The sequence below is a fragment of the Corallococcus sp. 4LFB genome, assembly GCF_046520365.1.
Taxonomy (GTDB): domain Bacteria; phylum Myxococcota; class Myxococcia; order Myxococcales; family Myxococcaceae; genus Corallococcus; species Corallococcus caeni.
This window is the reverse complement of record NZ_JBKGHJ010000201.1, coordinates 1-14,311: the sequence shown is the minus strand read 5'-3', so window position 1 is coordinate 14,311 and position 14,311 is coordinate 1. Positions and strand designations below refer to the sequence as shown.

The following is a 14,311-nucleotide window of genomic DNA, read 5'->3' as shown; positions in this document are numbered from 1 at the left end:
CCTGGCGTGTGCCTCGCCCGCGGAGTTCGTGGCCATGCAGCGCGGGGTGGACATGGCCGCGTTGGTGGAGTCGCTGGAGGAATGGGACGCGGTCCGCCTGGGAGCCTTGGGGCCTCTGGACGAACACGCCTCGGCCATCCTCAGTCGCAAGCGCGCGGGCTTCATCGTCACGTCCGTGGAGAAGTACGGCGTGCCGTATGCCGAGGTGCTCGCCCTCTTCGTCCTGCACTCGGCCTTCGACGACGAGTTGCGCGAGGTGGTGCTGCGGCTGGCCCGTGACAAGCAACTGGGCGAGACGCTGGGCGCCATGCCCGCCGTCCGCGAGGAACTGAAGCGGCGAGGCCTGGCGCTGGATGGCTTCCCGGAGCGGGTCGAGCAGGGGCGCGACGTGCTGCGGGGGCTGGGGCGCGCGGGCCGGGACATGCTCTCCAGCAGCTTGGTGAGTGGCGAGGCCCGGTACACGGAGCTCATGGCGATGCGTGGGCAGTTGCCACCGCCCTACCAGGCTGCCCTCGACGAAGTGCAAAAGGCGTTGATGGAGAGGCACTACTCGCCGGGAAGCGTCTCGGCGGGAGCCTTCGACCACCTCACCTTCGGCGTGCCGGTGGGCTTCTACCACCTGGTGGCCGGCACAGGGCACGGGGCGTATTCGCTGGCGCAGGGCAAGTACGAGCAGGCCACGCGCGAGCTGGCGCCTGCCGCGCTGATGGTGGCGCTGTATGCCGGGGGCAAGGGCGCTCGTGCCCTGGTGGAGTCGCGCGGCGGGCTGCTGCGACTCCAGCTGCCGGCGCTCGACGTGGTCGGCATGAAGGCGCTGATGGCGCGCCTGGAGGAGCAGCTCGGCATCACCGCCGCGCGCGACTTGCTGCGCTACCTCCAGGCGAGCCGCGAGGGTGCCCTGCTGGCCGCTGAGTGGGGGGAGGCAGGACTGATGGCGCTGTACGAGGCCCGCGGAAATCCGGCGAAGGCGCATGCGGTGCTGATGGAGACGGCCAGCCGCGAGTCCGCCCAGCCCGTGGCGACCCGGGGCTCGTCAGGGAAGCGGTCCGTCAACCTGGACCTCTTCGAGCAGAACGCCGAGGTGGGCGCTACGGAGTCCGCGAGGGCCAAGCTGTTCCAGGCCGAGCTGGAGTCCTCGGGCCCCCGTCTCCCGAAGGACGTGAAGCTGCTGAAGGAGAGGGCGCCGAAGCTGGAGGAGCCACCTCCGGGAGTCGAGAAGGGGGCGCCGCTCTGGCAGGAGTACGTCGCCTACCGCAAGAGGCGGCTGAGAGAGATTCAGAACGGCGACGTCGTCAAGGGCCCCCTGAAGTGGGCGGGCTACCAGTGGATGCGCTTCTTCTACGCTCGGGGTATGGCTTTCGAGCGGACCATGATCGCCATCCTCGAGGCGGACGCTGCGTTGCCCCGCGCGCAGCGGCGGTGGCTCGGCGACTTCGAACAGCCGCGCATCGAGACGCACGTGGGCGTGTCGAAGGTGGACCTCCGGTACGCAGATGTCCTGGTCATCGAGGAACGCCCCCCAACGGGCCAGTCCCCCCGAGTGGAGACGTTCAGCTTCAAGAGCCGAAACCTCAGCATCCTGAAGAAGGAGGACATGGAAGTGCAGGTGAGTACGGATGCGATCAATGCGATGAAGTACTACGGTGGATCGCTGAAGATTCTTCGGGACGGCATGCGGCAGCAGGCGATTGTGAAGCGGGTGCGCCTTGTTTACGAGGGCGGAGAACTTCTGCCCCAAAAGCGGAAGATGTTCGGCGACGCGGTCGATGCCGCACAGGAGAGAATCAAGGGTGTGGAGGTGCTGTCTCAATGAAGCTGTTGACGATGCACGACCTAAACATGGTGGATAGTCTGAGTTTCTCCTTCAAGGGGACATTCGACGCGACCGGAGGGGTGGAGCCTGCCTTGACGCCTCTGGTTGATGCTCTTGAGAAATATGCTGACGGTTGGATGCCGACACTCGTCAAGTCGACCCGGAAGCGTAGGTATTCAAGAGAAGCCGTGTGGCGCGCGATAGAGGAACGTCGCGATGAGTATGGCTCGATCATCGGACTGTACCGTGCAGAGAGCCCCGCAGTGTCGCTGGTGCTCAATCTCACGCTTGCACAGGGGCAGTCCACCTTGCGCGCCAGTCTCGATGTGCAGCCGCTCCCATTTTTCAGAGAGGAGTCTAGCCGCAGCCTTGCGGCGGTGGCTCGTGCGTGGGCATCTCAATATCCAGTTGCCTATGCGTCGGCTCATAGCAATGCAGATGAGCAATTGGCTGATTCCCCCAATTTTGGCCGTGATGACCGAGAGGCGCGAAGGGATGGGTTCGACAAGATCTACGAATTGTTTTGGCTGAACATCTTCGGCCCCAAGCTCGTGGAAAGCGTTGGCCGCGAGCGGATGCTCTCGACGCCTGCGCACCTCGTGGAGGAACTCCCCAACGGCTCCATCCTCCTGGTGCTGTGGCCGACTGCCGCCGAGTTCGCGAGTGAGGAGGCGCGTGTGGTGCAGGCCCGAGCCCACGTCCACCTGCGGCCAGACCTCGACTTCGACACGGTGCTACGCACGCTGAGAGAGCGCAGCGCCGCGCTCGTACCCGTCGAGCCGCGCTTCCACCCTGACGTGGCGCCGTTCCTTTCTCGGCTACCGGACGAGTTCGCCATCAGCGAGCGGCAACGGAAGATTGCCGAACTCAACGCCTTCCGGCCGCCGGTGCCGGAGGAGTGGCTCCCTGTCGCTCACCCCTCGGACGTGGCGAATCCGGAGCGCGTCCTCGAGTCCTACGGCGATTTGTCCGAAGGCCTCGTGGCGGCACTGCACACCCAGGTGCCCTCCATCATGGACGAGACGGCAGAGTCGCTCACGGACCTGGACTTCTACTTCTGGAAGGAGAACTTCCCGGTGCGGTACACGCGCGAACTCATCGACAGTCACACAGCTCCGGCGCTGGGGGCCTACCTGGGGGACGTGCTGGTGCGGCGGCTGGGAGGGACGTGGGTGCTGCGGGCGAAAATGGAGGAGTCCCAGGTGCGCGTCGGCAAGCGCGTCTGGCTGCCCTTCCTCCGCGCCCGCCGGTACATGCAGTCCCGCCAGTCGCTGCTGGACTACTCGCTCACGCAGTTCTTTCGCGAGGCGGAGCGGTGCCGGCCCTGACCTGGGCTTCTGACTTGCGCGCGCCAGGTCGTATTGGCTGGCGCGCACCGGAACCTGTCAACGTGAATGAGACAGTGAGACTGAGAGATTGGTGGGCAGCCCCCTGTGAGTTGGGGAGCGACGCGGGGTTGTTGCTCCAGACGGCGTTCGGAAGGGCCTGGGGCTTCGGCGGGCCGTGGGAGCAGCGCTCTGGGTGCGCGGCGAAGGCGGCCTGAAGGACGGTGGCGCGGGCCGCGAGGCGCGCTGGCGACATGCCGGCCGCGAATGGCACGGTCAGCAGGATGCGCTCACCGATGGCGCCGCCGCGTCCGGGGCTACGCGTTCGTGTGGCCCCAGGCGTTCTCGGACGGCCGGCCATCCCCGCCCTGGGCCCTGCCCTCCTCCACCCACGAGGTGACGGCCTCCACGATGTGCCCGGCGTCGATGCCGGCGGCGTCCAGCAGCTCCGCGGGCTTGCCGGAGCCGGGCATCTTCGTCACCGCGAGTCGCACCACGGAGGGCAGCGGTTCGCGCTCGCCGGTGAAGGCCTCCAGCACCGCGTCCGCCAGGCCCCCTTCCGCCCAGTGGTCCTCCACCACCAGGAGCCGCCCCTGGGTCTCGCGCGCGGCCTGCCGCAGCGTCTTCGCGTCCACCGGCTTCACCGAATACAGGTCGATGACGCGCACCGCGATGCCGTCCTTCTTCAGCAACTCATGGGCCTTGAGCGCTTCGTGCAGCGTGATGCCGGCGGCCACCACCGTCGCCACGTCGTGGTCGGACTGGCGCACCACCTTGCTGCCACCAATGGGGAAGTCCTCCGTCGCGGGGTAGAGCACGGGCGTCTTCTCGCGCGTGCTGCGCAGGTAGGTGATGCCCTGGCGGTCCACCACCTGCGCCAGCAGCTTCGCGGTCTGGTTGGCGTCGCTCGGGTAGAGCACCGTGCTGCCGCCCACCGCGCGCATCATCGCCAGGTCCTCCAGCGCCATCTGCGACGGCCCGTCCTCGCCAATGGACACGCCCGCGTGGCTGCCGCACAGGTGCACCGTGGCGTTGGAGATGGCCGCCATGCGGACCTGGTCGTACGCGCGGGACAGGAAGGCCGCGAAGGTGCTGACGAAGACCTTCTTGCCCAGCACCGCCAGGCCCACCGCGCTGGACACCATGTTCTGCTCCGCGATGAACATCTCGAAGTAGCGCTTCGGGTGCGCCTTCTGGAACGCGTTCGAGTACGTGGAGTTGGACACCTCCGCGTCCAGCGCCACCACCTCCGGCCGCGCGTTGCCCAGCGCCAGGAGCGCGTCGCCGTACGCCTTGCGCGTGGCCTCCTTCTGGCCCACCTCGTACGTGGGCAGCCGCAGCGGCGCTGGCGAGTCCTCCACGGTGGCCTTCAGCAGCTCCGGCCGCTTCACCTGGATGCGGACGTTCCGCTCCCCGCCCAGCTCGCGGATGGCGTCCTTCGCCTTGTCCTCCGGCAGCGGCTTGCCGTGCCAGCCGTCCTGGTTGGCGAGGAGCGAGGAGCCACGCCCCTTCTCCGTCCGGCAGATGAGGCAGGTGGGCTGGCCCTTCTTCGCCTGCGCTTCGGCGAAGGCGCGGTCGATGGCGCCCAGGTCGTGGCCGTCCAGCGTGAGGGCATTCCACCCGAAGGCGCGGACGCGGGCCGCGTAGGCCTCCAGGTTCCAGCCCAGCTCCGTCTCCCGGCTCTGCCCCAGCCGGTTCACGTCGATGATGGCGCACAGGTTGTCGAGCCCGTAGTGGCTGGCCTTGTCGAACGCCTCCCACACGGAGCCCTCCGCCGTCTCGCTGTCGCCCATGAGCACGTACGTGCGGAACGGCAGCCCGTCCAGGCGCGCGCCCAGCGCCATGCCCACGCCCACCGCCAGGCCCTGCCCCAGCGAGCCGGTGGCCACGTCCACGAGCGGCAGCACGTGCGGGTTCGGGTGGCCCTCCAGGCGGCTGCCGAACTTGCGCAGCGTGAGCAATTCCGCGTCGTCGATGGCGCCCGCTGCCTTGAAGGCGGAGTAGAGGACCGGGCAGGCGTGCCCCTTGGAGAGCACGAAGCGGTCGTTGTTGGGGGCCTTGGGCTGCTGGAAGTCGAAGCGCAGGTACTTCTGGAAGAGCACGGCCATGATGTCCGCCGCGGACATGGACGAGCTGGGGTGGCCCGAGCCCGCCGCCGTGGTGCTGCGGATGCTGTCGATGCGCAGCTGCGCCGCGAGGTCCGCCAAGGTGTCCGCCATCGTTTCGCTCCGGGTTGGGGGGGACGAAGGGTGTGCCCCCGCTACTGTGTTGACTGCCCCGGCCCGCGAGAAGCGTCGCCCCCCGCTGGCCCTCGTCCCAGGCAGAATCCGCGAGTGCCTGCCCGCCCGGCCGGACCTGGAGGGCGGGGCATGCGCAACTTGAGAGAACGCCATCCGGGAGCCTTGGGCCCCCGCCGGGAGAATCCATGAATCCGCTGCGACAGCTCGCCGAGTTCGGCCAATCCGTCTGGGTGGACAACCTCCAGCGCAGCTACATCACGCAGGGCACGCTGAAGAAGTTCATCGAGGAGGACGGCCTCAAGGGGCTCACCTCCAACCCGACCATCTTCCAGAAGGCCGTGTCGGGCAGCGACGACTACCAGGACCTCTTCGACGCGGCGAAGGGCAAGGGGCTTGGCGGCAACGACCTCTATGAACAGCTGGCCGTGCGCGACGTGCAGGGCGCCGCGGACATCCTGAAGACGGTCTACGACGCGACGAAGGGCCAGGACGGCTACGCGTCGCTGGAGGTGTCCCCCCGGCTGGCGCTGGACACGCAGGGCACGCTGGAGGAGGCGCGGCGGCTGTGGAAGACGCTGGCCCGGCCCAACGTGATGATCAAGGTCCCGGGCACGGTGCCGGGCGTCCCGGCCTTCGAGCAGCTCACCTCCGAGGGCATCAACGTCAACGTGACGCTGCTCTTCAGCCAGGAGCGCTACAAGGAGATCGCCGAGGCGTATGTCTCCGGCCTGGAGAAGTTCGCCGCGTCCGGCGGGGACGTGAGCCGCGTGGCGAGCGTGGCGTCGTTCTTCATCAGCCGCATCGACGCCATCGTGGACAAGGAGCTGGAGAAGAAGCGGAAGGCGGGGGCCACGCCGGAGCAGCAGAAGGCGATGGAGGGGCTGAGCGGCAAGGTGGCCATCGCCAACGCGAAGCTGGCCTACCGCACCTTCAAGGAGGTCTTCGGGAGCGCGCGCTGGAAGGCGCTCGCGGCGAAGGGGGCGAAGGTGCAGCGCGTGCTCTGGGCGAGCACCAGCACCAAGAGCCCGAAGCTGCGCGACGTGCTCTACGTGGAGGAGCTCATCGGCCGCGACACGGTGAACACCATGCCGCCCGCGACCATCGACGCGTTCCGGGACCACGGCAAGGTGCGCCCCAGCCTGGAGGAGGACCTGCCGGCGGCGGAGGCGACGATGCGCCAGCTGGAGGCGGCGGGCATCTCCATGAAGACGGTGACGGACGAGCTGGCCACGGACGGCATCCGCCTGTTCTCCGAGTCCTTCGACCAGCTGCTCGCCGCGGTGGGAGAGAAGCTGAAGAAGACCTGAGGTTGATCAGCGAACGGAGGACCTTGCGCTGGGAATCGAGGTACCCGGTTCCCAGCCCCACCCGGCCTAAAGTCGCCGCCATGAAGTTCCTGGGTGAGTTGGACGAGGCCTCCCTTGGCCGGACGCAGCGGTGCAACCGCCGCCTCACGGATCCGAACCGCTTGCAGGCCATCCGGGACACCCGGCTGATGGACACGCCTCGGGAGGAGGCCTTTGATCGCCTCGCCCGCCTGGCGGCGCAGCTGCTCAACGTCCCGCTGACCATCATGTCCCTGGTGGACGCGGACCGGCAGTTCTTCAAGGCGGACTTCGGGCTGCCCTCGCCGTTCCGGGAGACCCGGACGCTGCCCATCGACGCGTCGCTGTGCCGCTACACGCTCGAGGGGGACCCCATCATCTCCTCGAACGCGCCCGCGGACCCGTTCCTGAAGTTCCATCCGTCGACCGGGCCCTGGGGCATCGTCGCGCTCATCGTGCTCCCGTTGATCAACCCGGACGGGCACGTGCTGGGGACCTTCTGCTGCATCCAGCCCACGGTGCGCGAGTGGAGCGCGCAGGACCTGACGGTGATGAAGGAGCTGACGGCGTCCATCATGACGGAGCTCAACCTCCGCGATCAGCTCCAGAAGCTGAAGGCGGAGCAGAACCTCCGGGACACGTTCATCGCGGCGCTCACCCACGACCTGCGCACGCCGCTGACGGCGGCGAAGCTGAGCGCGCAGCTTTTGGGCAGGCGCCATGCGGACCTGCCGAACGTGCAGTCCTCCGTGTCCCGGGTGACGTCGAGCCTGGACCACGCGGAGCGGATGATCCAGAACCTGCTGGACGCCAGCCGCATCAAGGCCGGCAAGCGGGTGGGCCTGGAGCTGGGCGAGTGCGACCTCCACGCGGTCGTGGCCCAGACACTGGACGAGCTCGCGGCGGTCTACCCGGAGCGCTTCGTCCTGAAGGTGCAGGGCGTGTTCAAGATGCGGGCGGATCCGCTCGGGCTGCGCCGCATCGTGGAGAACCTGGCCTCCAACGCGGCGAAGTACAGCGCGCCGGGCACCCCGATTGAGGTCCGGCTCGACCGGAGCGGGAACCAGGTGCGGCTCCAGGTGCGCAACCAGGGCAACCCCATCGCCGCGGAAGAGCTGCACACCATCTTCGAGCCGTTCCACCGCACGCGCTCCGCCACGGAGAGCGCGCAGAAGGGCTGGGGGCTGGGCCTGCCGCTGGTGAGGGGACTCGCCGAGGCGCACGGGGGGAAGGCCTCCGTGACGAGTTGCGCCGAGGACGGGACATGCTTCACCATCACCCTTCCGCTCGACCCGGCGTCGCGGCTGCTGTCGGCCTGACGGGGACGGAGCATCGAGTGTATGGGAGGGGATGAGACATGAAGGACCATGCCCTCCCGGAGTTGATTGCCCTCGCGTTGCAGGGTGACGAGGAGGATGAGACGGCCTGGGAAGCCATCCGCGCGCTGCACGACCGGGGCGGAGCTGAGGTGTTCGAGGCCGCCGTGCGGTTGTTGCACTCCCCCTCTTCACGCGAGCGCGGACGCGGCGCGGACATCCTGGCGCAACTGGGAGGCCGAGAGAGGAGCCCCGGGCTCGTCACGAAGTGCGCGGATGAAGTCCTGTCCGCGCTGACCAGAGAGCAGGATGCCGCCGTCCTGGGCTCGATGGGTACGGCGCTGGGGCACCTCCGGGACGCTCGGGCCGTGTCCGCGTTGCAGCCCTTCAAGGACCACCCGGACGCGGACGTCCGGATGGGCGTGGTCATGGGCATGATGCCCCACCGGATTCCGGCCGCCATCCAGACCTTGATTGAGCTCTCCCGCGACGCTGACGAGGACGTCCGCAACTGGGCGACCTTCAGCCTGGGCACCCAGGCGGAAGAGGTGGACACGCCTGAGCTCCGGGACGCGTTGTTCGACCGGCTCACGGAGTCCAGCATGGAGCTTCGCGGCGAGGCCCTGGTCGGGCTGGCGCTGCGCAAGGACCCGCGCGTGCTGGAACCGCTGCGCCGCGAGCTGGAGGGAACCGAGGTTGTCGTCCTGGCCGTCGAAGCCGCCCGGGCACTGGAGGACCTCTCGCTCCTGCCGTTGCTCCTTCGCCTTCGGGGCCCGGCGGACAAGGCGGACAGCTACTTCCGCGGCGTCCTCGCTGACGCCATCGCCCACCTGGAAGGGCTGGCCCGCTGAGGCCCTGGCCTGTGGAGAGGACCGCAGGGATGTATCGCGGTTGCTTGCGTGGCCTGCGCTCCAGCGGTCGCCGGACGACAGGAAGCGTGCGCGCACCGCACGTGTGCCTTGCAGGGCGGCTGTGGGTGCACTAGCCATCGGGGGACGAGGGCCGACGGCGCCGACCGCTCGGGTCCTCCGAGGATGACTTTATGGCCCAGCGCCGCCTGACCCGCCCTTCCGCCTCCCCTGATTCGTCCAAGTCCCGCAGTGCCGCTGGCAAGGCCGCCACGAAGCCCGGGGGCCGTCCCGCCGGGGGCAAGGCTCCTGCCCCGGCGAAGAAGACCGGGGTCGCGAAGCCGGTGGCGCAGGCGCTGAAGACCGCGGCCTCGAAGCTGAAGCAGACCGCGAAGCCGATGAAGAGCGCGGCGGCGAAGAAGCCCGTGGCGAAGGCTCCGGCGCCCAAGGCAAAGCCCGCCGCGAAGGCATCCACCGCGAAGGCCGCACCGGCGAAGAAGACGCCTTCGGCGAAGTCCGCCGCGCAGGCTCCGAAGGCCCCTGCCGCGAAGTCGGGCGCGCAGGCCTTGAAGACTCCCGTTGCGAAATCCGCCGACAAGACTCCGAAGGCCCCTGCCGCGAAGTCCGCCGCGCAGGCGTTGAAGACGCCCGTTGCGAAGTCCGCCGACAAGGCTCCGAAGGCACCTGCCGCGAAGTCCGCCGCGCAGGCTCCGAAGGCCCCCTCCGAGCAGTCCGCTCAAGCTCCCGAGCCGGCCGCATCAACCGCGGAGACGGCTGAACCGAAGACGGACTCCAGCGAAACTCCATCGAAGCGCGCAGGGAAGGCGCCCAAGGGTTCCTCCGCGAAGAAGGCCTCCGCCGAAGCGGCCTCCACCGATCAGGAGGCGCCTGCGGCGTCACCGTCCGAAAGCGCCTCGGAACCCGCCACGCCCACGACGCAGGCGGAGACGGGCTCCACCGACGCCGCTGCTGCCAGCACCGTGGAAGCAACGCCTCCCACCACGGAGACGCCCCCCGCCGAAGCGCCCTCGCGCAAGGCCTCGGGGCGCGGCGCGAAGCGGAAGCCCTCCGAAGCCGAAGCCGCTCCCGCTGAACCCACGGCCGTACCAGAGGAGCCGCCCGCCCCTCCCGCCCCCAGCGAGGAGCCTTCATCGAAGTCGAAGCGCGCGGCGCGCCCCCAGAGGAGCCCGCCCCCGCGCCCTCCGCGCCAGCGAAGCCCGCGCGCACCGTCGACCCCCAGTACCTCATCCTCACCGGCGGCTCGCCCTTCCTGCGCGCCATCGGCTCCGTGCGCCGCCCGGAGGGCGAACCCCTGCCGGGCTTCGGCAACCTCGCCGTGACCAAGATGTCCGCGGCCCCGCTGCCCACCGAACCGGGCCAGTACGAGTTCCGCTTCCAGGCCAGCAACGGCACCGGCGACTTCAAGCTCGCCCAGCGCAGCGAGAACGGCGCCCCGCGCAACGTGCGCGACTTCGCGATGGCGTCCTCCGGTGGCTTCCAGAGCTACCGCTTCAGCATCCCCTGAGCGCGCGGCTCACGGCAGGAACCGCGACATCAGCGCGAGCCCCTGCGCCTCCAGGGGCACGCGCCCCCGCAGCGCGGCGAACAGCGACCAGCCGTGGTCCGCGAGGAGCACCACGGCCGCGTCCGCCGCGACGCTCAGGCCCATGAAGCCCACGTAGCCGCCCATCACCGACGAGCGCCACGCCACGTCCTTGCCGCGCACCTGGGACACGTTCCACCCCAGGCCGCGCTGGAAGGCCCCGGCCTTCACCCGGGGCGCCTGCATCCGGAACAGGGCCTTCGTGAAGGACCGCTCCCCCCGCCCCAGGCCGGTCTCCAGGAAGCGCATCACGTCCCCCACCGTGGAGTGCAGCGCGCCCCCACCCGGCAGCGCCGGGAAGGTCCAGGGCGGCACGGGCTTGCCTCGCGCCGTGTGGCCCTGCAACAGGCGCGGGGCCAGCTCCTCCGTGACGCGCGCCGTGGTGTCCAGCAGCCCCATGGGCTTGCAGAGCACGTCCCGCATCAGGTGCCCGTAGTTCAGCGCCATGCGCCGGGACAGCGCGTGGCCGAGCACCCCCATGCCCAGGAAGGACTCGGAGGACGGGTGCGGCGGCGGCCGCCGGGGGTGGTAGTCGCGCAGGAACTCGCCGAACAGGGCCGCGGAGTACTGGCCGAACGGGTCGTCCGGGCTCCGGGGGGCCGCGGCCAGGTTCGGAGGCAGGTGCGGCAGCCCGGAGGTGTGCGTCGCGAGCTGCTCCAGCGTGATGCTCCGCGCGACCTCGTCGCTCATCAGCGACAGGGGAATCAGGTTCCCGAGGGGCTCGTCGAGCCGCACGTCGCCGCGCTCCGCCATCACCGACAGCAGCGCCGCCGTGAAGACCTCCGTGAGCGAGCCCAGGGAGAAGAGGGCGTCCGTGGCCGGAGGCGTCCCCTTGCCTCGCAGGCCTTCGACGTGCAGCGCGCCCCGCCACGTCATCGCCGCGCACACGGAGGCCGTCGGGTAGCCACGCAGGTAGGGGCGCAGCTCCGCGTGGAGGAGGTCGGAAGGGTTCGACATGGGGTGGCGCTTTACGGGCCTGCCGCCCGGAGAAGCAAGCCTTCCGGAGGCGCTTCTGTCAGGCATCACCGTGCGGGGGTGTCGGCCCCCTGGAAGGCCCCTTCGTCCAGACATGCCGCCCGGGTTGGATCCGCGCGACCTCTTCGCCGCGCTGCTCGACCCGCGCCAGCCCGCCCGGTAGGGAGACAGGCTCCGGTCGGTGCTAGCGTGCACGGGATGAAGGACTCCGCCCGTGCCCGCACAGCGTTGCGCCACCGCCTCGCCACCCTCCTCCTCGTGGGACTCACCGCGTGCGGAGGCTGCCAGAAGACCGACGCCGAGCGCGCCGCGAAGGAGCGCGCGGAGATCGATCAACGCCTCCGCGACTCGGTCACGCTCGTGCCCTACCGCGCGCTCAAGCTCACCGTGCGCGCGGAGGGCGACCCTCGGGCTCCGGAGGAGGTGGCCCTGCTCTGGAAGGCCCTGGCGGAGACGCGCGCGATGCCTGACACGTTCGCCAACGACGAGGCGACCCGCGCGGCGGCCCGCACGTACCTGGACCTGGGCATCGCCTTCTACAAGGCGCGCAAGGCGCTCCAGACGCGCGACGAGGACGAGTTCCCCCTGCTGTGGAACCGGTGGGCCGCCGGCACGCCCCTGCCCCTGGGCTCCTACGACGCAGGCCAGGAGCACGCCTTCCTCGCCGCCGTCCTGCTGGCGCTGGACGCCGCGGACAAGTCCGACCGCATCCCCGCCACGGAGCTCGTCTTCTACGAATTGTCGCGCGCCACGCCCACCCCCACCTGGCCCGCGCCCCTGCGCGCCGCGGTGCAGGCCAGCCGGGGCATCGCCTTCTGCCAGGCGGGCTACCACTACGCCGCCGAGGAGGAGCTGACCGGCTTCCTCACCGAGACGGAGCGCCTTCCGCCGCAGGCCTTCCCCGGCCTCCAGCAGGGCACGCCCGCGCAGTCGCGCGAAGCGGCGCTCGCGACCGGGCATTTCCTGCGCGCGTGGAACCGCATGGGCCTGAAGCGCGAGCGCGCCGCCGAGGACGACATCGAGCAGGGGCTGCGCTCGCTCCAGACGCTGGGCGTGGAGAACGAGCTGACGTGGTGGGGCTGGGCCTTCATCCACACCCGGCGCGGACGCTACGAGGAGGCCGCGGCGTCGCTCGACAAGCTCGCGGCCAGCCCCTACCTGGAGGAGACGGAGCGCAGCGAGGTGCACGCCAGCGCGGAGGCCCTGCGCAAGCACGGGGACAGCCTGCCGCTGTTCCTGCAGACGCGCGCGACGGTGCTCCTGGGCCGCACGCTGCTCGCGCGAGCCGGCGGCCTGGAGCACGTGCTCACCGTGCTCCTGGGCCCCGACCGCGCGAAGCAGCTCTACGCCCCGCTCATCTGGATGGACCGGGTGCGCCAGCGCACGGCGAAGCTCTCTCCGGAGCAGGTGGCCGAGGGCGCGGGCGAGACGCTCGACCGCGCCCGCGAGGTGGGCAACCGCGGCTGGAAGGCCCTCCAGGACCGGCTGGACAAGGGCACGGCCCAGGACAGCCCTCCGTGAGGCAGGCCCCTCCGGCTCACCGCGCCGCTTCCCCCAGCGCCTTCACCGGGTAGTGCCCCGGCGAGGCGCGGAAGCGGCGCTCCAGCTCGCCGGGCTTGAGCACGCCCTGCTCGAACAGGCCCAGCAGGAAGGACTCGTACGTCCCTCCCCGTGAAGGGCCCGCGCGCTTGAGCTCCTCGTAGAGCACGAAGGCCAGGACGTGCATGCCGTCGTCGTGGTCGCGGAAGAACTCCGCGCCCGTGAGCGGGCGGCCCTCCCGGTCTCGCAGCAGCCCCTCCCGCTCGCTGACATGGACGTCGATGGCCTCCGCGCAGTCCTCCTCCGTCAGGCCGCGCGCCGTCGTGTAGCCGAACGCCGGGTCGTGCTCGCGCACGAGCCGCTGGAAGTAGGGGTCCTCCTCCAGCGCCTTCAGCTTCGCGTCCAGCGCGCCCTCGCGCGTGAACGGCGGGTGCAGCAGCTCATGCACCGCCGTCTTCACCGTGACGGCCGCCGGGTACGTCGCGTCCGTGAGGAAGTTCCACCCCGTCACCCGGATGCCGTGCGGCTTCGCGAACTTCAGGACGTGCGCGTTCAACGCCGCCACCTGGAGGTCCCTGCCCAGGACCTGCTCATCCCAGCCCACCACGTCGTACGGCGCCACCTTCGCCGCCAGCCCCGCGATGGCCTGCTCCACCGAGGGCAGGTACTCCGCGCGCCAGATGCGCGGGAACTCCACGCGCTCGAGGAACGCCAGCAGGACGCCCAGGTCCTCGCGCACGGCCTCCATCTCCGCGAAGCCGTCCTCCCTCCCGTACGACGTGGCCAGGAAGTCCGCGCGCATCCGCCCCCACGCCGCGTCGTCCGCCACCGTCGCCGCCAGGTCCTCCACCGAGGTGGCCTGCGTGACGGAGAAGACCAGCGTCAGGAAGGGCCCCACCATCTTCCCGCCCTGCTTCGCCATCCGCTCGGTGAGGTGCGCGAGCGCGGCCTCTTCCGGGGCCTCCAGCAGCGCGGAGAAGCGCTGGAACTCCGCCGGGTAGAAGCGCGTGTAGAACGCGTCCCCGCGCAGCAGGTTCAACAGGCACAGCGCGTCGTAGGCCTCGGACGGACGCAGCACCCAGTGCGTGCGCCCGGAGTCCACGCGGCGCACCGCGGGCTCCTTGGGCTCCGGCGCGGCGGGGACGGGCCGGGAGCCCGCGCAGGCGGTCCACAGCAGCGCCGCGAACACGGCCACGGCGCGGCGGAAGGGAGGCGATTCCAGGGTCATGCCCCCGGACATAGGCCGCCCGCCCTCCCCCGTCTTGGACGGAACCTACCGCGTGGAACCGGATGCGCCAGGGCCTCGCCCAGGGGGCGCACCTCCCGA

General features: G+C 70.2%; 11 protein-coding genes. 7 read left to right on the top strand and 4 right to left on the bottom strand.

The genetic code is table 11. The features are described from left to right. The first annotated feature begins 1 nt into the window (after position 1). A complete protein-coding gene (locus tag ACLEQD_RS21595; protein WP_410386296.1) occupies positions 2–1,813 on the top strand; it encodes a hypothetical protein in 1,812 nt (603 codons plus the stop codon). Then, the gene (locus tag ACLEQD_RS21590; protein ID WP_410386294.1) at positions 1,810–3,141 is read left to right on the top strand and encodes a hypothetical protein; all 1,332 of its coding nucleotides are present in this window, start codon (positions 1,810–1,812) and stop codon (positions 3,139–3,141) included. Before ACLEQD_RS21595 ends, ACLEQD_RS21590 begins: the two co-directional genes overlap by 4 nt. Before the next feature lie 314 nt (positions 3,142–3,455). Here the strand turns inward: ACLEQD_RS21590 and ACLEQD_RS21585 are convergent, their stop codons facing one another. Beyond that, positions 3,456–5,357: a transketolase gene (locus ACLEQD_RS21585; protein ID WP_410386293.1), complete on the bottom strand. Its 1,902-nt coding sequence runs from the start codon at positions 5,355–5,357 to the stop codon at positions 3,456–3,458. Positions 5,358–5,563: 206 nt separating this feature from the next. Between ACLEQD_RS21585 and tal the strand changes: the two genes are divergently transcribed. The 3 genes from tal to ACLEQD_RS21570 all read left to right on the top strand — a co-directional run bounded on the left by tal (position 5,564) and on the right by ACLEQD_RS21570 (position 8,870). Further along, a complete protein-coding gene (gene tal, locus ACLEQD_RS21580) occupies positions 5,564–6,685 on the top strand; it encodes a transaldolase (RefSeq protein WP_410386291.1) in 1,122 nt (373 codons plus the stop codon). Positions 6,686–6,765: 80 nt separating this feature from the next. Continuing rightward, on the top strand, positions 6,766–8,022 hold the full coding sequence (locus tag ACLEQD_RS21575; RefSeq protein ID WP_410386289.1) for an ATP-binding protein: 1,257 nt from the start codon (positions 6,766–6,768) through the stop codon (positions 8,020–8,022). Positions 8,023–8,060: 38 nt separating this feature from the next. Then, the gene (locus ACLEQD_RS21570; RefSeq protein WP_410386287.1) at positions 8,061–8,870 is read left to right on the top strand and encodes a HEAT repeat domain-containing protein; all 810 of its coding nucleotides are present in this window, start codon (positions 8,061–8,063) and stop codon (positions 8,868–8,870) included. Between the two features lie 130 nt (positions 8,871–9,000). Here ACLEQD_RS21570 and ACLEQD_RS21565 read toward each other — a convergent pair whose 3' ends face one another. Beyond that, entirely contained in the window at positions 9,001–9,537 is a 537-nt protein-coding gene (locus ACLEQD_RS21565; protein WP_410386285.1) for a hypothetical protein, read from the bottom strand. Between the two features lie 618 nt (positions 9,538–10,155). Here ACLEQD_RS21565 and ACLEQD_RS21560 point away from each other — a divergent pair. Then, positions 10,156–10,392, top strand: a complete 237-nt coding sequence (locus ACLEQD_RS21560; protein WP_410386283.1) for a hypothetical protein — start codon at positions 10,156–10,158, stop codon at positions 10,390–10,392. A gap of 9 nt (positions 10,393–10,401) precedes the next feature. On the opposite strand, the gene ACLEQD_RS21555 is transcribed toward ACLEQD_RS21560, so the two are convergent. Beyond that, the gene (locus ACLEQD_RS21555; RefSeq protein WP_410386281.1) at positions 10,402–11,427 is read right to left on the bottom strand and encodes a serine hydrolase domain-containing protein; all 1,026 of its coding nucleotides are present in this window, start codon (positions 11,425–11,427) and stop codon (positions 10,402–10,404) included. A 216-nt stretch (positions 11,428–11,643) separates the two neighbouring features. On the opposite strand from ACLEQD_RS21555, the gene ACLEQD_RS21550 reads away from it, so the two are divergent. Further along, positions 11,644–12,966, top strand: coding sequence for a hypothetical protein (locus ACLEQD_RS21550; protein WP_410386279.1), 1,323 nt, complete (start codon positions 11,644–11,646; stop codon positions 12,964–12,966). A gap of 16 nt (positions 12,967–12,982) precedes the next feature. On the opposite strand, the gene ACLEQD_RS21545 is transcribed toward ACLEQD_RS21550, so the two are convergent. Further along, entirely contained in the window at positions 12,983–14,212 is a 1,230-nt protein-coding gene (locus ACLEQD_RS21545; protein ID WP_410386277.1) for a hypothetical protein, read from the bottom strand. Positions 14,213–14,311: the final 99 nt, after the last annotated feature.